Here is a 20,325-nt window from a genome sequence, read left to right on the forward strand (position 1 = left end):
TAGCACGTGGCTCGAACTGCTGCTAGCGCGACCCTTACGCGGCAAGGCGCTTGAGGACGTCGATGAGCAGCTCGTAGAAGCGCTCGGCAGAAGCGAGCTCCATGCTCTCGTCCGGGGTGTGGACATCGGAGAGCGTCGGGCCCACGGCGATGGCGTCCAGGCCGTGCAGGGCCTCAGCAAACAGGCCGCACTCAAGGCCAGCGTGAATGGACTCGATGCGCAGCTCGGAGCCAAAGAGCTCGCGATAGCTCTCGACAAAAACGTCGCGGACCGGCGAATGCTCGGCATAGCTCCAGCCGGGATACTCGAACTCGAACTTGGCGTCGAAGCCCAAGACATCGGCCAGCGTCTGCAGGCGGTCCTTGAACTCGTTCTGCAGTGAGGTGATCGAGGAGCGCGGGGACAGCATGATCTTGACCTGGTCGTCGGAAGTGGCGACCACGCCGATGTTGGAGGAAACCTCGACGGAGCCGTCGGTGGCGACGTTGCGGCGAATCACGCCATTAGGGGCAAGACGCAGGGCGCGGATGAGGGCAAGCGCGGACTTCTGATCCATGGCCTCGACCTCGGCGTCGTCGGCAATCTCGACGGTGCAGGTAAAGCCGGGGTCGAAGACCTCGAGCTCGGCAGTGACGTCGGCGATGATGTCCTTTGCGATCTGGGCCGCGGCCTCGGCGGCAGCGTGGTCGGCGTAAACCAGCTCGGCCTTGCACTCACGGTTGATGGCGTTGTCCTTAGTGCCGCCGTTAAAGCTAACGATGGCGGGCTCGCCGGCGACCATCAGGCGGTCGATGATGCGGGCCATGATGAGGTTGCCGTTGCCGCGCTCCAGGTGGATATCGCTGCCGGAATGACCACCCAGTAGGCCGGAGATGTCGAGCGTGAGGGTGCTGCCGGTCTTGTGCTCGCGCACGATGGGGCAGGTGTAGGTAACAACGACGCCGCCGGCGCAGCTGACGGTGGCAACGCCCTCTTCCTCGGAGTCAAGGTTAATCATGGTGCGGGCGCTAATCTGGGACTTGTCGAGCGTCTCGGCGCCGACCAGGCCAGTCTCCTCGTCGGTGGTGAATACGCACTCGAGGGCGGGATGAACGATCGAATCGTCGTTGAGCACAGTAAGCATCAGAGCGACAGCAATACCGTTGTCGGCGCCCAGGGTGGTGCCGTTAGCGGTGAGGACGCCGTCCTTGACGACCAGGTCGATACCGTCGGTCGTAAAGTCGTGCTCAACAGAGCCCAACTTGTCGCACACCATATCGATGTGGCCCTGCAGCATCACGGTCGGGGCATTCTCGGCGCCGGCAGAAGCGGGCTTGCGAATGATGACGTTGTAGACCTCGTCCTGGTACACATCGAGGCCGCGCTCCTTGGCAAACGCAACCAGGAAATCGCTGATGCCCTTCTCGTTGCCAGACCCACGGGGGATCGCGCTGACCTCCTCAAAGAAATGGAACAGCTGGGCGGGCTCGTAGCCGGTGATCTTGTAATCCATGGTGCCTCCTTGGCGCAACTGGTTAGACAGTAAGACATGCGCCTTGTATATTCCCAGACTTTGCGTGCATAAACCAGTCGAAAACGCCGAGCGCCCTTGCATCATCGGCTAACGGTGGGGAGACGCCACTTTATTAAGATAAAGCAGGTTAGACGGGCCGCGCCGAAGGGACGTTGAATCCTTCAACCAACCTCAACGCCTGTTGAACATTAATGCATACACCATTGGTATGTTTAATAAGATTCTTGTCCTCCGTCACAACGTAATCGGCATCAATGCGATTGGCGACGCCCAGCATCAGGTCGTCCTCAAAGTCATTGTGGTGGTACTTGAACACAAAGGAGTCGAAGACCTCGTCTGCACCGACCGGGGCGATGAGGGCTAGCTCGCGCATCTGTCGAACGCATGCCCAAGCCGTTTCGTCTGCCGCCGCAATGGCGTTATCGCTCAGTGAGCCAGTCTTTCTTCGGCACTCCTGCTTGATTGCCGCCGAGACAAGATATGAAACGTCTTTGACCGAAAGCGACGAGGCAAACAGGGCAATCCGCTCCGAGGCGTCGGCAATCTCGATCAGATGGACGACATTTGCCGTACGGTCGGACCTGCCAGACAAATAATCCATCCATACGTTGGTATCGATTAACAGCTTGAGGACGCCTTCTGTGCTCATAGTTCCACCCATTCGGGATAGCGCTCCGCCATGGCCTCCTCATAGAGGTCGTCATAGTCTCCCGAGAACTCAGGGATGGGGATGCCGTATTTGAGGCACGAATCGCGAACGATATGGCTGCCTTGCGCGGCCCTTGACTCCATGCGCTGGGGCTCCACTCCGTCAGAAACCGGAGCCGCCGCGTCTCCCTTCGAGGGCATGCGTCCGTTAACGACCAGATACTCCCAAAGTGTCCGAACGGCTTGTGACGGCGTCATGCCAATATGAGTCAGGACGGCGTCTCCCGCCTCTTTGAGCTGGCGATCTATACGCACGTTCATCTGAACTGGCCGCGTGTCGAGTATTGACGTAGGCATATCAGCTCCTTTGCTATACTAAATCTCGATTTTAGTATAGCACAGCAGATTGAAGCGCATTTCAATAGAAATGAGGGCGCTTCCTTATCGGAAACGCCCCCGTTATACAAGGTATGTTTAATCCCTACAGCGCACCAGAGCCGGCTTGCATCATGCCGCCGGGGCCCGAGGTCACGCCGCCACTTACGGGCGCGGCGCTGCCAGTGTGCGGTGCCGCCGGGGCGGTATCGCCACCGAGCGTGCCCGCCGGACGCGGTGCCGGAATCTCGCCCGTGCCGTGGCTAAAGACGAACTTGCCATCGGCCACGTCGCACAGGACGGTATCGCCCTCGCCCCACTCACCGGCCAGAAGCTCCTCGGACAGCGGGTCCTCGATGAGCTTTTGAATAGCACGGCGCAGCGGACGCGCACCGTTGGTGAGGTCGGTGCCCTCGGCCACGATCTTGTCATAGGCCGCATCGGTGAGCTTGATGTTCATGCCGTTGGCAATCAAACGCTGACGCAGATCGTCCACCAGCAGGTGCGCGATCTTGGTGAGATTCTCGCCCGAGAGCTTCTGGAACACCACGATGTCATCGATGCGGTTGAGCAGCTCGGGGCGGAACAGGCGCTTGAGCTCGCCCATCGCGCGGCCGCGGATCTCACTCGAGGTGAGGCCCTGCTCGCCGGTGGTGCCAAAGCCAACGCTCGCATCCTGTGCGATCTCGCGGGCGCCCACGTTGGACGTCATGATGATCACGGTGTTGCGGAAGTCGACCGTCTTGCCCTGGCTATCAGTCAGGCGACCCTCCTCCAGCACCTGCAGCAGGATGTTGAAGATATCGGGGTGTGCCTTCTCGATCTCGTCGAACAGCACGACCGAGTACGGGTGGCGACGAACGGCCTTGGTGAGCTGGCCGCCCTCGTCGTGACCGACGTAACCCGGAGGGCTGCCGATGAGCTTGGAGACCTCGAACTCGCTACCGAACTCGGACATGTCGAAGCTGATGAGTGCGTCCTTGCTGCCAAAGAGGTACTCGGCGAGCGTCTTGGCAAGCTCGGTCTTGCCCGTGCCGGTGGGACCAAGGAAGATAAAGCTGCCGCCGGGGCGACGCGGGTCCTTGAGCGGCGAGCGGCTGCGGCGCACGGCCTTGGCAACGGCCTCGACAGCCTCATCCTGACCGATGATGCGCGTCTTGAGCACGCTTTCGGTCTGCAGCAGGCGCCGGCTCTCGCTCTCGGTAAGCGAGGATACCGGCACGCCCGAAGTCACGGACACGATATCGGCGATCTGACTCACATCGATGGTGAGCGGGCTGGCGTCGAGCTCGGCGGTCCAGGCAGCCTTGGCCTCGGCGAGTTCAATCTCGGCAGCCTTCTGCTGCTCGGTGATCTCGGCGGCCTTGTTCATGTCGTCGCTCTCGGTGGCCTCCTGCGCGGCGGCCTTGAGCTCCTCTATGCGATGCTCGGCCTCGCGCACCGGCTCGGGCGCGCGGTTGGCGGCGATGCGGGCGCGGGCACCGGCCTCGTCAATGAGGTCGATGGCCTTATCGGGCAGGAAGCGATCCTGAATGTAGCGGTTGGAAAGGTTCGCGGCGGCCTCGATAGCACCCTGCGTATAGCGCACATGGTGGTGCTCCTCGTAGCGCGGCTTGAGCGCGGTCAGGATCTTGACCGTGTCCTCGACGCTCGGCTCCTCGACATCGATGGTCTGGAAGCGGCGCTCAAAGGCCGGATCTTTAGTGAGGTACTTACGGAACTCCTCGGCCGTGGTGGCACCAATGATCTGGAAAGCACCGCGCGCGAGCACGGGCTTGAGCATAGAGCTCGCATCGATAGAACCCTCGGCAGAACCGGCACCGATGATGGTGTGCATCTCGTCGATAAACAAGATGACGTCGTCGGCTTCGGTCGCCTCCTGGATCACGTTCTTGAGGCGCTCCTCAAACTCACCGCGATACTTGGCACCCGCGACAAGACCCGGCAGATCGAGCGTCCAGATATTCTGGTTCATAAGATTCTCGGGCACATTGCCAGCAGCAATCTGCTGCGCCAGGCCCTCGACGATAGCCGTCTTGCCCACGCCGGGATCGCCCAGGATAAGCGGATTGTTCTTGGTGCGGCGCGAAAGGATCTCCATCATGCGCTGGACTTCCTTTTCGCGGCCAATCACGGGATCGAGCTCGCCGTCGCGCGCCTTCTGCGTGAGGTTGGTGGCGAACTGCTTGAGCGTGTCGGTGCCGCCCCCCCTTTGCTGAGAGGCATCCGAGCCGCTAAAGAACGGCAAGCCCGCACCGGGGCGACCGGCGCCGGCTCCGGCGAGCGGACGCTTCTTGTCCTGATCCTTGGCGGTGAGTTTCTCGATAGCCTTTTTGATGGAGGCGGACGACACACCCAGGCGCATGAGGATGTCCATGGCCATGCCGTTGCCCTCTTCGACGATGCCGATCAGCAAGTGCTCGGTCGACACGTAGGTCTGGTTGTTCTCACGCGCCACGCGGAAGGAGCGCTCCATCACGCTAATGACGAGCGGCGTAAAGGCAAGCTTGGCAGCCTCGGTCTCCTCGCTGGGCTCGGGAACCGTGGTCTGGACCTCTTTGAGGGTATCCATGATGTCGTCGTAGGAGATATCGAGCGAACGCAGAGCCTCGGCGGCAATGCCCTCGTCCTCCTTGGCGAGTGCGAGCAGCAGGTGCTCGGTACCCACCTTATTTGAGTGAAGATCGAGCGCTTCTTGCTTGGCCATGGACATGACCTTACGCGCGCGATCGGTAAAACGGTCTAACATGCTAGTTCCTCTTAGACGAGCTAGTTTTTTTCAAACGCAAAGCGCCACTCGTGGCGGCGCTTTGGTCTCTTTACCCATATGGAGTATATGTTAACCGCTGGGGCCTTTTCCGCATGCAGCCATACGACAACGTCTACAAAAAAGGAATTGCCAGGTGCGTCTGCATCGGCCCAACGAGCGTGGATTTTCGGACACCCATTCCACGAGCGTGGATAATCTCCCGTTTTGAGCCCGTAAACAGGCCAAAAACGGGAGATTATCCACGTTCATGTTTTGCGGATCAGTTTCATTTGCACCAATTAGCTGGTGTGGCGCCAGCGAGGGTCGGTGAGCGTACGCGCCACACCCAGGCCAACGGGCAAAAACGCCACGATGAGCACTGCACGCACAAACCAGCCGAGCATATTGACCGTGTCGAAGGTGCACATGTAATACATCGAGCGATACAGATACAAGCCCGGCACCATAATGACAATCGATGGCACCGTGAGGGCGATACGTGGGTAGGTGAGCTTGATTTCGGCTAAGCTCGCGAGCAGCCCCGATACCAGCGCGCCAATAAACGCTGCCGCCTCGGGAGGCATACCTACGCTCAGGCCCAGGAAGGGAAACAGCGCCGGCGCATCGACGAGCGTAAGGCGCAAGGTATTGGACACGGCGCCGATCAGCCCAGCTGCCGCGGCCATCTTTACCGGGCTGTTGAACATCACCGAGAAGCCGAATACGCCAACGAAGCTCATCACCACGCGCAGGAGCGTAAGGGCAAGCGGCGAAAGGCCGAGCGGGGCAAAATCATCCGGTGCCAGCCCCACACACTCTGCAACCATCCAGCCCACAAGGGTCGCCATCACAATAATCGACACGGCATACGAAAGACGCTCAATGCCGCTTCGCATATCGAGCTTAGCGATGTCGAGGCCTGCCGTAATGAGGGGAAAGCCGGGAATCACAAAGAGCATGGCGCCGATATAGCCTTCTTGGTGCGACATTGCCCCCGGTACGACCTGGCCAAGGCCGAGCAATGCCAGCAGATACGAAACGCAAGCGAGCGCAACGCCAATCGTCAGCGCGCTAAACTGGCCAAGACCCTGCTTGAGAATATGAGAGCGAGCAAAGTTGCCAACACCAGCGCCTACGAATGCGCAGGCCATCTCGATAGGGCCGCCGCCGAGCAAAAAGACGAAGGCGCCGCAAGCACAAGCTGCCGCAAGGCCCTGTTGCCAGGGAGAGTAATCGGGTTTTGAACTCTCAACGGTCTTGAGCATCTCGTGGTATTCGTGCACGGTAAACCGGCGCCCATACGTCTCGATTTCCTTTAGGAAGCTCTCCATCATCCAAATGCGATGGGTATTGACTCCCGTTGTGGGCAGGCTGACAACCTCGTTAAAGCAGTGGCCATCTTCGATGCAGGTGCACTCAAACGACAGAAGACTTAAGTCAACGTGGACGGTGACACCGAGTACGGCGGCAACGCGATTCATGGTATCGCGTACACGCCAGGCACCCGTTCCGCTCGCGAGCATAAGCATACCGGTGCGGCAGATGATGGATGACTTATCGGTGAGCGGCGCATCGACGGCAAGCTCATCGCCTGCCGTCACGATCTGGTGCCAGTCTGTTTTCATATGGAGTGCGCCGGCACGAACACCGTGGTGCATGGGGGCTCTCGAAAGCAGCGAGTCAAGGCGCGAAGACTGTGGGGGCTCCGTTGATCCGACCTCGTCCTCGTCGGGCTCTTCATCAACAAGGTCGAAAGTATCGAGCGCCGCCGGCTCGCGACGGTCGATCAATTCCTCGTCCTCATCATCAAAGTAGTTGAACTGATCGAGCATGTCCTCTTCGATTGCACGCTCGCTCGCGTCGTCCATATAGACGCTCCCTTCCTGCCGACTAACTCCCATCCTAGGCAGCGACGGCTAAAGGAAACATAAAACAGACGACTGTCATGCATGGAAGGCGTAAACCCCCAATGCACCGGTAGACCCCAGGCGGCTAGGACCGTCCCCAAGTGCCGGCACAAGAGGAACGTCCCTAAGTGCCAACCAGGGCAACGCCACAGGTAGAGGACGGACAGCGAAAGCCCGCCAGAGCGAGCAAGGTGCCTTCAAGCAAAATGGCGCCGCAGGTTGAGCATAAGTCAGCGAGCGGGTCGCATTTGAGACAAGGTGACGTGAAACGAAAGGGCGCTGACCTTCTGGTCGCGCCCTTGAAGTTGAACGTCAGATTGTCCAAATGCGGCCCGCGCAGCGTCGAGCCGTTACGCGGTTCTACGAACCGCGTAACTAGTTAGTACATCTTTGCGCCGGCGGGGATGGAGGCGTCGAGCTGGATCAGGTTGAGACGCTCCTCACCATCCTCCTCGTGGATAGCGCTGATGAGCATGCCGCAGCTGGGAATGCCCATCATCTTGCGCGGAGGCAGGTTGGTGATGGCGAGCAGCGTCTTGCCGACCAGGTCCTCGGGCTCATAATAACCGTGAATGCCGGAGAGGATGGTACGATCGGTGCCAGTGCCGTCGTCGAGCGTAAAGTTCAGCAGCTTCTTGGACTTCTTGACGGCCTCGCACGCCTTGACCTTCACAGCGCGGAAATCGCTCTTGGAGAAGGTATCGAAGTCGACGAACTCCTCAAACAGCGGCTCGACGGCGATCTTGGAGTAATCAACCGTGGGCTTGAGCGGCTTGACGAACGGGCTCGCGGTGTTGCCGGCCTCGGCAGCCTTAGCGGCAGCGGCACCGGACTGGAAACCCTTCTCGGGCTTCATGTGCGGGAACAGTAGCACGTCGCGGATGGAAGCCTGGTTGGTGAGCAGCATGACCACGCGGTCGATACCGATACCGATGCCGCCCGCGGGAGGCATACCGTACTCGAGGGCGCGCACGTAGTCCTCGTCGTACTCCATGGCCTCGTCGTCGCCGCCAGCCTTCTCAGCCATCTGGGCGGCAAAGCGCTCGGCCTGGTCGACCGGGTCGTTGAGCTCGGAGAACGCGTTGGCGTACTCGTGGCCGGCGATAACCAGCTCAAAGCGGTGCGTCAGGCGCGGGTCGTCCTCAAAACGCTTGGCGAGCGGGCTGACCTCGATGGGGTAATCGCACACGAATGTCGGGTTGACGATGGTGTCCTCGCCCAGCTCATCGTAAACCTCGGCGATGATCTTGCCGGCGGTCCACTCGGGCTTAATCTCCAGGCCCTTCTCGCGTGCGGCGGCAGCAAGCTCCTCGACCGGCGTGTCGATGGTGACCTGCTTGCCGAGCACGTCGGAGACGATGTCGGTCATGGGACGGCTGGCCCACTCACCAGAAAGGTCGATGGTCTGGCCCTGGTACTCGATGACCTCGGGATTGCCGATGGCCTTGTTAGCCGCCTTAATAACGCCCTGGGCGAGCGCCTTCATGCCCTCGAGGTCGGAGAAGGCACGGTAGGCCTCCATCGTGGTGAACTCGGGATTGTGGGTAAGGTCCATGCCCTCGTTACGGAAGATACGGCCGATCTCGAACACGCGCTCAAAACCACCGACGATGCAGCGCTTGAGGTGCAGCTCGGTGGCAATACGCAGGTAGCACTCCTGATCGAGCGCGTTGAAGTGCGTGATGAACGGCTTGGCAGTAGCGCCGCCCTGGATGGTCTGCAGGATGGGGGTCTCGACCTCCATGTAGCCGTCGGACTCCATAAAGCGACGGAAGGTGGAGAGGATCTGCGAACGCTTACGGAAGGTCTCGCGAACGTCGTCGTTGGCGATCAGGTCGACATAGCGCTGGCGATAGCGGGTCTCCTTGTCGGAAAGACCGTGGAACTTCTCGGGCAGCGGACGAACGGCCTTGGCAAGCAGGGTCGCGCTCTTAGGGGCAACGGAAAGCTGGCCGCGCTGGGTGCGCACGACCACGCCGGTCACGCCCAGGATGTCGCCCAGATCGAGGGACTTGAGCGTATTCCAGGCAGCCTCGTCCATGTCGTTGATTCGGCAGAACAGCTGAATCTCGGCAGTCGCATCGCGCACGACGATGAACATGATCTTGCCCTGACCGCGCTTGGCGACCACACGGCCGGCGATCTTCACGACGTCCTCGGTGTCCTCGCCATCGGCAAGCTCGGCGTACTTAGTCTCGATATCGGCAACGTAGTCCTCAAGCTCAGAGTGCTCGGGATAGGGGTTCTGGCCCGCCTCGAACAGGGCGGCGCGCTTGGCCAGGCGGGTGGCGCGCTCGTCGTTGAGCGTCGATGCCTGATCTGCGGCGTTCTGGTTCTCTGCCATAAGTTAGCTCCTCAAACTAAAACGCTCCCCAGGATTCGGTCCCAGGGAGCGAAAACATACCTTTACGCGGGACCGTGGTCTAGCGTGCAATCTTGGCGATGGTGTAGACGCGGGTCTTGCCGGAAGGCGTAACGACCTCGACGGAGTCGCCCTCGCCGTGACCGATGATGGCGTGGCCGACCGGAGACTCGTTGGAAATCTTGTGCTCGAGCGAGTTGGTCTCGGTGGTACCGACGAGCGTGACTTCCATGACCTCACCGTTGGGATCAATCAGAGAAACGGTGGAACCGATGGAGACGGTCAGATCACCTGTGGTGGCAGCAACCTGAGCGTTGGCAAGGATGGCCTGGATCTCGGCAATACGAGCGGCGTTCTGGGCCTGCTTGTCCTTGGCGGCATCGTACTCGGAGTTCTCCGAAAGGTCGCCGAACGCGCGGGCTTCCTTGATGTCCTCGACGATCTCCTTGGCGTAATCGCCCTCACGCCAAGCGAGCTCCTCGACGAGCTTCTGGCGGCCCTCAGCGGTCAGTACGATCTGGCTTGCGTCCATACGGATATCTCCCCAACTCTGATCAAACAATCAACTGTCAACAAAACGAAAAAGACCGGCTAGCCTGCGGGCAAGCCGGTCAGGTGCTCACCCCAAAGGGATGGGACTACTCTGCGTCCGCGTCGCTGTCCTCTGCCTGCTTCTTCTTGGCAGCAGCGAGCTTGGCCTCGAGCTCAGCGATCTCCTTGTCCTCCTCGGACTGCTCGACCACGACCTCCTCGGCCTGCTTGGTCTCGGCCTTATCGTCGCCCTCCATACCCTCGCGGATATTCTTGACGGTAGAGCCGAGGGACTTGCCGAGCTTCGGCAGGTTCTTGGGCCCGAAGATAATCAGGACAACGACGAGAATAATGATGAGCTCAGGAGCCCTCAGTCCAAACATGTAGACCTCCACAATACAGCGAGACAAGCTCGAATGAGTATACCGCGGGTATCGCGGTATCACAACAGTAGCTAAAAAAAGGGACCGCAAGAAGCGATCCCTCCTCATGCTCTGGTCGGGTTGACTGGATTTGAACCAGCGACCCCTGCGTCCCGAACGCAGTGCTCTACCAAACTGAGCCACAACCCGTTAGCTCGACTATAGTAACAAAGATTTCCGTCGTGTGCTAGAGAAATTTTTACTACTTTGGCACTTCGATGCGAACCGTGTTGGGAATGAGCTCCGTCGCGCAGGACCACCAGCCGTTTTGCAGGGCAGCGTCGGCAAGCCTTTCGGCCGTGGCGGCGGTGTCGCAAATGGCAAATGAGCAGGCACCCGATCCGCACACATCTACAGCAACGGTGCCGTCCTGTTTACGCAGCCAATCGAGAACCATTTGAATCTGCGGCTCCATCTGTGCGGAAATGACACCTAGGTTGTTATGGATGAGCGCATATGCCGTCTCGGCATCACCAGCATGCAAGGCAGAAGCTATCGCGCCGGGCTTGTCTGCAGGCACCGGAGCCTCGTCAAAACGTCGATAGGCTTCAATTGTTGAAACGCTTGCCTCGCGCGGCTTGACCAACACGACGGGCGTTGCGGGCAGCGCGGGATACTCAGTTGCCAGCACGTCTCCCCCACCTACGTAGAACGCAAGGCTCGCGTGCAAAAAGAACGGGACGTCAGCACCAATACCCCGCGCAATGTCGTCGAGCGCGGGGTCGGTGCGATCAATTCCCCAGAGCTCCGCCAAGGCGACAATGACCGCGGCCGCATCCGTCGAGGGGCCGCCCAAGCCGGCGCACAATGGAATGCGCTTCTCAATCGTCACGCAGATGTTTGCCTCGCGACCATAATGCTCGGCCATAGCAACCGCAGCCCGATACGCCGTATTCTTTTGCATGGGAAAATCTGATGCCGGAACCGTCTGGACGGTCAGCGCCTGCGCCGGCGCGACCGTCACGGAATCGGAAAGACCGACGGCTGCCATCAGGGAATCGACCCTGTGGTAGCCGCGGTCATCGCGCTCGGTATGAACCCCCAGGTAGAGGTTAATCTTTGCCGGCGCGGAAAGAGTCAGGGACCGATCGGTCACCGTTAGTGCTCCTCGAGCTGATTGCCGAGCGGGGTAAAAATGTGCTCACCGCTCTCGGGGTCGAACAGCTCGACCTGCCCGGTGAGGACATCGATATACTGGTAGGACTGACGCGACTTGCGGCCGCGACGTTCGTCAACCTCGACGATAAAGACGGCGGGGTGGACGCTCTTGATGGTGCCCATGCGCTCGACGACGCGGGTGCGGCCCATGTTGGCCTTCACCTTGACGCGATCGCCCACCATATCGGTCAGCTTCTCGTGGATGTCGTCGACGTGATTGACTTCCATCTCTTCCATGAACAGGGCCTCCAGAAGGTGCAATTCAAAAAGGGGATAATACCCCTAAGATAGACAAAACTCTAATACTATAGCACCCTGCTGCCGCCATATGCAAGTAGCTAAATAAACCCCGTCCCAAATACGTACCAGACGACAACCTCGCATGACCAGTTGTTACGCGGTTTGGTAAAACCGCGTAACCTAAAGGTTGTCCGTGTCCAAGACGATGGTGAATGGGCCGTCGTTGACCAAGTCGACTTTCATATCGGCGCCAAAGATGCCGTGCGCCACGTGTTCGACATCTTGACGAACGAGCGTCAGGAAGTACTCGTAGAGCTCGTTGGCAACATCGGGCGCGCCTGCATCGGTAAACGACGGACGGCGACCGTGGCGGCAGTCAGCGAACAGCGTGAACTGCGACACCACGAGCACCTCGCCGTCGACATCGGCAAGTGCCAGGTTGGTCTTGCCGTTCTCGTCCTCGTTGATGCGCAAGCCCCGGAGCTTGCCCCACAGCTTATCGGCCTCGGCGCGCGTGTCGCCGTGGCCCACGCCCAGCAGCACCAGATAGCCGCGCCCAATTTTGCCCACGCACTCGCCGTCGACCGTCACGCCGGCGTTGAGTACGCGCTGCACCACCGCACGCACGGCCTACTCCTCGCCCGTCAGTTTGGCGGACAGATGCTCGAGCGCGTGGAAACGATGGCTGATGGCGTTCTTCTCGTCCGCCGTCAGCTCGGCCATGGTCTTGCCCGGCGTGTCGACCGGCAGGAACAGCGGGTCATAGCCAAAGCCGTGATCGCCGCGGCCCTCGTGTGCGATAACGCCCTCGCAGGCGCCCTCGCCATAGGTGACCAGACCATCCGTGTCGATAAGCGCAACGACGCTCATAAAGCGCGCGGTGCGGTCCTCGTCCGCCACGCCTTCCAGGTTAACGAGAAGCTTGGCGTTGTTGGCGGCATCGTCTCCGTGCACGCCCGCATAGCGCGCGCTATACACGCCCGGCTCGCCGTCAAGCGCGTCGACGACCAAGCCCGAATCGTCGGCAATGGCCATGAGCCCCGTCTCTTCGACGGCAGCCTGCGCCTTGATGATGGCGTTCTCCAAAAACGTCGTGCCGTTTTCCTCGGGGTCCTCAAAATCGCCCAGCTGGCCGAGCGCCACAAAGCGAACCTCGGGCATGACCTTGCCCAAAATGGCCTCGATCTCGGTGAGCTTATGGGCGTTGCCCGTTGCCACGACAATGGTCGCCGCCGGGTCGAGGGTGTCGATGTCGATCTTCTCAAGTGCCATGAGTGGTCTCCTTGTCTCTATAGCAATGCCGCGCCGAGGGCGACGAGGGCCTCCGCCTCTCCCCTCTCAATCAACGGCAGTCTTATACTTCGACGTTTTCCCAGATAAAACCTGCCAAAATAAACCTGTCCCTTTTTGGCAGGTTAGGCGAGGGCCTGGCGCTGGAGCTCGATGAGCTCGGCGATGCCTTTGTCGCCCAGGTCGAGCAGGGCGTTGAGGCGCTTACGGTCAAAGGGCGCCTGCTCGCCGGTGCCCTGGAGCTCGATCATCTCACCGGTGTCGGTGGCGACGAGGTTCATGTCGACTTCGGCATGGCTGTCCTCGGAATAATCGAGGTCAAGCAGCGTATTGCCGTCGACAACGCCCATAGAGATGGCAGCAACCTGGCCCGTGAGCGGGATGCGCTCGATCTTGCCGGCCTCGACCCACATAGCAAGGGCGTCGTGCAGCGCCACCCAGGCACCGGTAATGCTCGCCGTACGCGTGCCGCCATCCGCCTGGATCACATCGCAGTCGACGGTAACGGTGTACTCGCCGAGCGCCTTCATGTTGACGACGGTACGCAGGCTGCGGCCAATGAGGCGCTCAATCTCCATGGAGCGGCCCTTGCGGTTGGCGTGCTCGCGCTTGCAGCGCTTGCCGGTCGATGCCGGCAGCATGGCATACTCTGCGGTTACCCAACCGGCCTTGGCACCCTTGCGCCAGCCCGGCACGCCCTCCTCGATGGTGGCGGCACAAAGCACGCGCGTGTCGCCGAACTCGGCAAAACACGAGCCGTGGGCGTGCTTCATGACGCCACGGGTGAGCTTAACGGGGCGCAACTCGTTGGCGGCGCGACCGTTGGCGCGGTTGACCTGCATGTACTCCATAGAAAAATCCTTTCGGCAAAAGGTGTGGCGAAGGCTCTGACGGCGGCCTTACATCTATTTCAGCTCATCGATATCGATATGCTCAATGCTCTTGAGCGGCTGACCAAAGATAAAGCTGCCCGCCACCGCAAACTCGGCAATGTTATCGGCCGTCGTGGCAAAACGATGCTGCGGCTCGGCGGCGTCGCCCGCCAGCTGCTCGCGGCGCGTGAGAATATCGGTCAGCTCGCGCGTGGTCTCCTCGGCGGAACTCACGACGCGCACCCCAGGCCCCAGCGCATGGCGGATAGGTCCCACCAACAGCGGAAAATGCGTACAGCCGAGCACCACGGTATCGATACCGTGGTCGCGCAGTGGCTCAACCGTGGCACCCACCAGCGCACGCACGGCAGGCGTATCGAAGATGTCCTCGTTCTCGAGCCACTGCTCTTGCAGATGCGCACCCGAGGCGAGCTCGTGTTCGACAACCTCAACAAAGCTCGAGGCGGGGCAGCCGTATACGTCGACGCCGGCATCTAGGTCCTGAATGGCGCGCGTGTAAGCGCCCGAGCGAATGGTGAGGTTGGTGGCGAGCACGCCCACGCGACGCGTGCGGGTGCTGTTGATTGCCGCACGGGCACCCGGCGCGATCACGCCGATCACGGGAACGTCGAGCACCTGCTGGGCCAGACGCAAGGCCGCAGCTGTCGCCGTGTTGCAGGCGATGACCATAATCTTGACGTCGTGCTTCGACAGCCAACGGCCCGCCTGCAACGCAAACGAGCGCACCTCATCCTCGGTGCGCGTGCCGTAGGGGCAGCGTTTGGTGTCGCCGAAGTAGTAGACGGACTCATGCGGCAGCGCCGTCGCGATGGCGCGCGCAACCGTCAGACCACCCAAACCAGAATCGAACACGCCAATCGGGCGCGTGTCGCCTGCCGGATTCTCGATATCGGACATTACCTCACCAGTCTCTCTCGAAAAGACATGTCCAAGTGCGGCGACGCCGCGCTACGAACGCGCCGCGACCAGCAGCTCTGCCGTCGCCGCCCAACCGTCGACAATTTTGCCGCGCGTAACGAAAGCGTTCTCGCAAGCAGCCAGGAACTCGGGCGCGCCGGCGCTCGTCAGGCCATTCTCGACCAGGCAGAACGTGCCCACGTGATCGGCCATGTAGAAGTCGGACTCGGAGTCGCCGAGCGCGAGCGTCTCCTCGCGCTCGATCCCCAGGTGCTCGCAGAAACGTGCGATGGCAACGCCCTTGTTGAGGCCCGCGGGGTTGATGTTGAATGCGCGACCGTCCTCGACGCGATCGAGCTCGAGCGTCGTCGGCTTGGACAGATGCGTCAGGTGACCGTTACAGGCCCACACCAGGCCGCAGCCGGCCTCGTCGAGGATGGCCTGCGCCTCGTCATCGGGGATGTCGCCGCGCATGCCGACGGTAACCTCGCGGTACTTGTAGCCGGTCGACATGTCGTTGTGATACTCGATCCTGTGCGGCCAGCGGGCGAGGATCTTCTCGCACACGCCAGTCTGCTCGATCACCTGGTGCGGCGTGAGACCGCAAGATGGGTCGTAGGGCATATCGCCGGTCAGATACTCCCAATCGTTGGCCTTGAGATCGTACATGACCAGGCCACCCATCTCACCAATGTAGGAGTTGAGGCCGAGCACGCGCGCATCCTCGTGGATCATGGTGCGGTTGCGGCCCGAGGTGGGAACCACTTGGATGCCGGCGCGAGCAAGTGCCACGACAGCCTCGACGAGCTTGGTCGAGGGGTTGCCGTCGTTGTCGCGCAGCACGCACGAGCCGGGTGCGAGCATCGTAGCATCCAGGTCGGTAAAGACGTACTTAACCTTGGCCAAGCGCTCGCGCATCTCGCCCGAAAGCTCGGCGACGGTCGGCAGGGTGTTGTGGGACATGGTTACTCCGTTTACGTAGAAGGGTTTGGGCTTGGACGGCATGTTTTGATTGAGGGAACACGTTTATGGCGACAGCGCACTCAGGGCGCCTTCGCCATCATGGTTCATTAGTCAAACTGGGTAACATCGATCAGGCGATTGGCCAACGAAAGGTCGCTCTCGATGGGCACGAACTCGTCGCCCACGTGCATGAGCTCCTCGTCACCCTTTGCCAGCAGCAAGACAATGGTGGGAGCATTGGGGTTGACGTACTCCTCGCGCGCCGCCTTGAACGCCGCATGCACAGCGGCTTCACGGTCGAGGATGATCTCGTTCGGCGTATCGTCGGGAACATGCTCGGCAAGCTCGCGACAGACCTTCATCGGGTCCTCGTGAGCCGGGTCCTCGTTGGCAAAGATCATCAGGTCGGAATATGGTGCGGCCTCGCGCGGAAGCTGCTCGCGGCGCTCCTGCGCCTTGCCGCCGGCAGCGCCAAACACTGCAATGACTGGACTAGTGGGAAACGCGCGCTTGACCGACGAGAAAAGCGAACGGAACGAAAGCTGGTTGTGCGCATAGTCAACGACGCAGATCACGCGGCCGTCCTTCGACTCCACGACCTCCATACGGCCCGGCACACGCAGTTTGGAGAGGCCCTTTTTGATAGCCTCGATACCGATGCCGATCTCGCGCGCAGCGGCGATAGCGACCAACGCGTTTTCCACGTTAAAGTCGCCCGCGATGCCCAGCAGGACCTTCTCCCCCGCCTCGGACTCGTCAGCACACAGGCCATGCAGGTTAAACTCGATGCTAAAGCCGAGCACGCGGACATCGCTTGCCCACAGGCTTGCCTCGGGATGCTCGACGCCAACGGTCACCAAGCGCTCGGCCGTCGACGCTGCCTCCAGCACACGGTCAACCTCTTCGGTGCCCAGATTCACCACGGCGGTCTTTGCCTGGTCAAAGATCCTGAGTTTGCTCTCAAAATAATCCTCAAACGTGGGGTGTTCGATCGGCGAGATGTGGTCGCGGCCGATGTTGAGGAAGCACGCCACGTCAAACGGCAGATTCTCGACGCGTTGGTACTTGAGCGCCTGGCTCGAGACCTCCATGACCATGGACTGGCGACCGGACGTGCGGCAGTTGGCGATATGGCGCCAGACCTCGGGGGCCTCGGGCGTGGTGTTGGTGCTCTCGTAGCACTCGATACCATCGTCGGTACTCACCGAGCCGATGATGCCGCAGGACTCGCCCGCCGCCTTGATAATCGACTGGAGCATAAAAGCGGCAGTGGTCTTTCCCTTGGTACCGGTGATGCCCACGATCTTGACGTCGTGGTCGGGACGGTCGTAGACCTCCGGCGGCAACAGGGCCATGGCCGTGCGAACGCTATCAACAACCAGCATCGCAGCACCGCTCTCCTGCGCCAGCGGTTCCAGAGACTCAACCAGCGACTCTTCGCACACAAATGCGACGGCGCCCGCATCGAGCGCCATGCTCAAAAACGCGGGCTTAAAGGCAGCGCCTTTGCAAAAGAACACGTCACCTGCCGAGACCGCGCGCGAATCAAACGAGCAGCCGGTCACGGCACGCTCGTCAACCTGCTCTGATGCGCGCAGCTCGCCGAACACATCGAGAAGCTTGGCAAGCGTATCGACCGTGGTCACGGTCGCGGAATCCGAATGGTGCATCTTTCACCTTTCTCAGCCATTTGGCAGGGACGGTTTTTATAGTAACTGAAACGCACCCACGCAAAAACGGCTCCCGGAGGAGCCGTTACGCGCAGGCGTTCGTAAGCCGAGGCTAGGCAGCCTGAACAGCGGGCTGGTCCTCGTCGATAAAGAAGCGCTTGTACCACACCAGGAACACGAGCGGCGTATAGATCTTGCGCTGGAAATCGCCCTTGCCCGCAAAGTGCAAATCGAGCAGGTGCATGAGCTCGTCGGTATCGAAGAACTCGCTTGCCCACGGCGCGGTGAAGTACTCCTTGACATAGTCGTACCACTTTTGCTCGCGCAGCCAGTAGACAATCGGCACCGGGAAGCCCACCTTGGGACGGGTGGCCCACTCATCGGGCAGCGACTTGTTGGCAGCGTGGCGGAGTACCTGTTTGTTGCCGTTCTCGTTGATGCGGTAGCGGTCGGGAATGTGCTCGGCGAACTCCATGACTTTGCGGTCCAGGAAGGGCACGCGCAGCTCCAGCGAATGTGCCATGCACATCTTGTCGGCCTTGAGCAGAATGTCGCCCGGGAGCCACATGTTCATGTCCAGGTACTGCTTCTTGACCAGCTCGGGCTGGCCCTTCACGCGTGCGTAGATGGGTGCAGCGAGCTCAAAGGCGCCGTCGCCGGTGTTGTACTCGGGCTTGAGCACGCCGTCGACCTCGCGCTCCGGCCATACCAGAGCCTGTCCCAGGAACGACTTCTCGGGGATCTCGGCACCCTTGACCAGGAAGTTATGTCCCTTGAAGTACGGCATATGCAGCGCCAGGTTACCGAGCGCGCGACGGATGGGCAGCGGCACCATCTTTTTGTACTTGCGGACCGGAACCGTGTCCTCGTAGTAGGCGTAGCCGCCAAAGAGCTCGTCGGCGCCTTCGCCCGAAAGCACGACGGTGACGTCCTTGCGGGCCATCTCGGCCAAGAACCACAGCGGCACGGAAGACAGGTTGGACTGCGGCTCGTCCATGTGATACTGGATGTCCTCGAGCGCACCGAAGAACTCGTCGGCGGTAATCATCTTGCGGACATTCTCGACGCCGAGCTTGTCAGAAAGTTCCTTGGCGTAGTTAGTCTCGTTGAAATTCTTGTAATCGAAGCCCACCGAGAAGGTCTTGTCGGGCATGAGGCAAGCGGCGATGTAGCTGGAGTCGACGCCGCCGGAGAGGAACGACGCGACCTTGACGTCGGCGATGCGATGGGCCTCGACGCTCTCGTGCACGACCTCATCCAGCTCGTCGACGTACTCCTCGAACGGCTTCTCGACGGCAGAGTAATCGCAATCCCAGTAGCGCTCGATGTTCATCTTGCCGGTCGGGATGTCTACGGTAAAGTAATGCGCCGGCGGCAGCTTGTAGACACCCTCGAAGAAGGTCTCCTCGGTTGCCGAATACTGCAGCGTCATGTACGGACGCAGGGCCTTTTTGTTGACCGCCTTGTGGAAGTGCGGGTAGTCCAGGAAGCTCTTGATCTCGGAACCAAAGAGCACGCCCGGAGCGCCGTCGCCCGCATCGGCCATGGGATAGTAGTAGAGCGGCTTGATGCCAAAGATATCGCGGGCGCCAAAAAGCTTGTTCTTCTTCTTGTCCCAGATGACGAAGGCGTACATACCGCGCAAGCGATCGAGTACTGCCTCGCCCCACTCCTCGTAGCCGTGCAGGAGGCTCTCGGTGTCGGCGCCGCAGTGGAACTTGTAGCCCTTGGCCTCGAGCTCGGAACGGAGTTCTTGGAAGTTGTAGATCTCGCCGTTGAAGACAATGACGACGCTACCGTCCTCGTTGGCCATGGGTTGGGCGCCAGCCTCGGTCAGGTCGAGGATCGACAGACGGCGGAAGCCGAGGGCAACGCGGCCGTCGATAAACTGACCGCCCATGTCGGGACCGCGATGGACGATGCGGTCCATCATCTTGGTGAGTACCTCGGATTGGTTATCCGTCCCACCGACAAAACCGACAAAACCGCACATATACTATCCCCTCTGCTGTTGCTGGGCATCAAATCGAATCAGTAGCTTTTGAGTATACCCGAGGGCGTAAAGAGGGGCGGAATGTTCAGGCAATCTCAACTGAATCAGCTCCGCTGTGACACGCGACGGTTACCTTTAATGGATATGAGATGAATGAGGCGATTGTTTTGCTATACTCTCTCCGCACGGGCGATTGGCGCAACGGTTAGCGCAGGTGCTTTACACGCACAAGGCTGGGGGTTCGAATCCCTCATCGCCCACCACTGATTTGGAAACGGTCCTCGAAAGGGGACCGTTTTTTGTTTGGGCCCATTTCATGGGATTCGAACCCGCAAGGGTGCGGAGCTGAGGAAACGCGAAGCGTTTTCCAGCGCAGCACGCGAGGGCCGTAGGCCCGAAGCGAGAGCGGGCGGCGTCAGCCGCACGCGACATCCCTCATCGCCCACCACTGAATTGTTAGGCCTCCAGCGATGGAGGCCTTTCTTTTTTTCAGGCCCAGCGCATGGGATTCGAACCCGCCAGCACGTCTGTCACAAAGGCCGTGGCCAGAAAATGGCAAAAATGAGTACTGCTACCTTGCTTACAACATATCAAAAGATAGTATTTGCTTAAGTTACGCAACATATGTCCATTATAAGGACTAACAATTAGATCAAAATCGTGCATTCATCGCCATTTCGACGGTGGCGCGCGCAGACGTGGTGTAAGAGCGTC

General features: G+C 60.3%; 17 protein-coding genes and 2 tRNA genes. 1 reads left to right on the plus strand and 18 read right to left on the minus strand.

The genetic code is table 11. The annotated features are described in order from the left end of the window. Positions 1–34 precede the first annotated feature (34 nt). From DWX39_RS04595 to asnB, 18 genes are all read right to left on the minus strand, one after another. Positions 35–1,492: an aminoacyl-histidine dipeptidase gene (locus DWX39_RS04595; RefSeq protein ID WP_117758655.1), complete on the minus strand. Its 1,458-nt coding sequence runs from the start codon at positions 1,490–1,492 to the stop codon at positions 35–37. Between the two features lie 148 nt (positions 1,493–1,640). Beyond that, positions 1,641–2,162: a PIN domain-containing protein gene (locus tag DWX39_RS04600; RefSeq protein WP_158561616.1), complete on the minus strand. Its 522-nt coding sequence runs from the start codon at positions 2,160–2,162 to the stop codon at positions 1,641–1,643. Then, positions 2,159–2,518, minus strand: a complete 360-nt coding sequence (locus DWX39_RS04605; protein ID WP_117758657.1) for a type II toxin-antitoxin system RelB/DinJ family antitoxin — start codon at positions 2,516–2,518, stop codon at positions 2,159–2,161. Before DWX39_RS04605 ends, DWX39_RS04600 begins: the two co-directional genes overlap by 4 nt. 124 nt (positions 2,519–2,642) lie before the next feature. Continuing rightward, positions 2,643–5,285: an ATP-dependent Clp protease ATP-binding subunit gene (locus tag DWX39_RS04610; RefSeq protein WP_117758658.1), complete on the minus strand. Its 2,643-nt coding sequence runs from the start codon at positions 5,283–5,285 to the stop codon at positions 2,643–2,645. Positions 5,286–5,584: 299 nt separating this feature from the next. Continuing rightward, positions 5,585–7,153 (minus strand): threonine/serine exporter ThrE family protein, encoded by a 1,569-nt coding sequence (locus DWX39_RS04615; RefSeq protein WP_233508877.1) that lies wholly within the window; start codon positions 7,151–7,153, stop codon positions 5,585–5,587. 418 nt (positions 7,154–7,571) lie between these two features. Then, positions 7,572–9,536, minus strand: a complete 1,965-nt coding sequence (lysS, locus tag DWX39_RS04620) for a lysine--tRNA ligase (protein WP_117758660.1) — start codon at positions 9,534–9,536, stop codon at positions 7,572–7,574. 79 nt (positions 9,537–9,615) lie between these two features. Then, positions 9,616–10,086: a transcription elongation factor GreA gene (gene greA, locus DWX39_RS04625; RefSeq protein ID WP_006234960.1), complete on the minus strand. Its 471-nt coding sequence runs from the start codon at positions 10,084–10,086 to the stop codon at positions 9,616–9,618. A gap of 106 nt (positions 10,087–10,192) precedes the next feature. Next, positions 10,193–10,468 carry a twin-arginine translocase TatA/TatE family subunit gene (gene tatA / locus DWX39_RS04630; protein ID WP_022094895.1) on the minus strand — a complete coding sequence of 92 codons (276 nt, stop codon included), beginning with the start codon at positions 10,466–10,468 and terminating at the stop codon, positions 10,193–10,195. Between the two features lie 112 nt (positions 10,469–10,580). Beyond that, positions 10,581–10,657: transfer RNA gene (locus DWX39_RS04635), tRNA-Pro, on the minus strand. 52 nt (positions 10,658–10,709) lie between these two features. Next, on the minus strand, positions 10,710–11,603 hold the full coding sequence (ispE, locus tag DWX39_RS04640) for a 4-(cytidine 5'-diphospho)-2-C-methyl-D-erythritol kinase (RefSeq protein WP_117758662.1): 894 nt from the start codon (positions 11,601–11,603) through the stop codon (positions 10,710–10,712). Positions 11,604–11,605: 2 nt separating this feature from the next. Beyond that, positions 11,606–11,902, minus strand: a complete 297-nt coding sequence (locus DWX39_RS04645) for a Veg family protein (protein ID WP_006234957.1) — start codon at positions 11,900–11,902, stop codon at positions 11,606–11,608. A 183-nt stretch (positions 11,903–12,085) separates the two neighbouring features. Continuing rightward, positions 12,086–12,532, minus strand: coding sequence for a D-aminoacyl-tRNA deacylase (dtd, locus tag DWX39_RS04650; protein ID WP_089572532.1), 447 nt, complete (start codon positions 12,530–12,532; stop codon positions 12,086–12,088). 3 nt (positions 12,533–12,535) lie between these two features. Beyond that, a complete protein-coding gene (rdgB, locus tag DWX39_RS04655; RefSeq protein WP_022094898.1) occupies positions 12,536–13,177 on the minus strand; it encodes an RdgB/HAM1 family non-canonical purine NTP pyrophosphatase in 642 nt (213 codons plus the stop codon). A 143-nt stretch (positions 13,178–13,320) separates the two neighbouring features. Further along, on the minus strand, positions 13,321–14,046 hold the full coding sequence (gene rph, locus DWX39_RS04660) for a ribonuclease PH (protein WP_117758663.1): 726 nt from the start codon (positions 14,044–14,046) through the stop codon (positions 13,321–13,323). Positions 14,047–14,100: 54 nt separating this feature from the next. Then, positions 14,101–14,985, minus strand: a complete 885-nt coding sequence (gene murI, locus DWX39_RS04665; protein WP_035137557.1) for a glutamate racemase — start codon at positions 14,983–14,985, stop codon at positions 14,101–14,103. 51 nt (positions 14,986–15,036) lie between these two features. Then, positions 15,037–15,948 carry an HAD family hydrolase gene (locus DWX39_RS04670; protein ID WP_117758664.1) on the minus strand — a complete coding sequence of 304 codons (912 nt, stop codon included), beginning with the start codon at positions 15,946–15,948 and terminating at the stop codon, positions 15,037–15,039. Positions 15,949–16,055: 107 nt separating this feature from the next. Then, a complete protein-coding gene (locus tag DWX39_RS04675; RefSeq protein ID WP_117758665.1) occupies positions 16,056–17,618 on the minus strand; it encodes a Mur ligase family protein in 1,563 nt (520 codons plus the stop codon). Between the two features lie 112 nt (positions 17,619–17,730). Next, on the minus strand, positions 17,731–19,611 hold the full coding sequence (gene asnB, locus DWX39_RS04680) for an asparagine synthase (glutamine-hydrolyzing) (protein WP_117563808.1): 1,881 nt from the start codon (positions 19,609–19,611) through the stop codon (positions 17,731–17,733). A gap of 187 nt (positions 19,612–19,798) precedes the next feature. Between asnB and DWX39_RS04685 the strand changes: the two genes are divergently transcribed. Beyond that, positions 19,799–19,874 (plus strand) — tRNA-Val (locus tag DWX39_RS04685). The last annotated feature ends 451 nt before the right edge of the window (positions 19,875–20,325 follow it).

Source organism: Collinsella sp. AF19-1LB (genome assembly GCF_003459655.1).
Classification (GTDB): Bacteria; Actinomycetota; Coriobacteriia; order Coriobacteriales; family Coriobacteriaceae; genus Collinsella.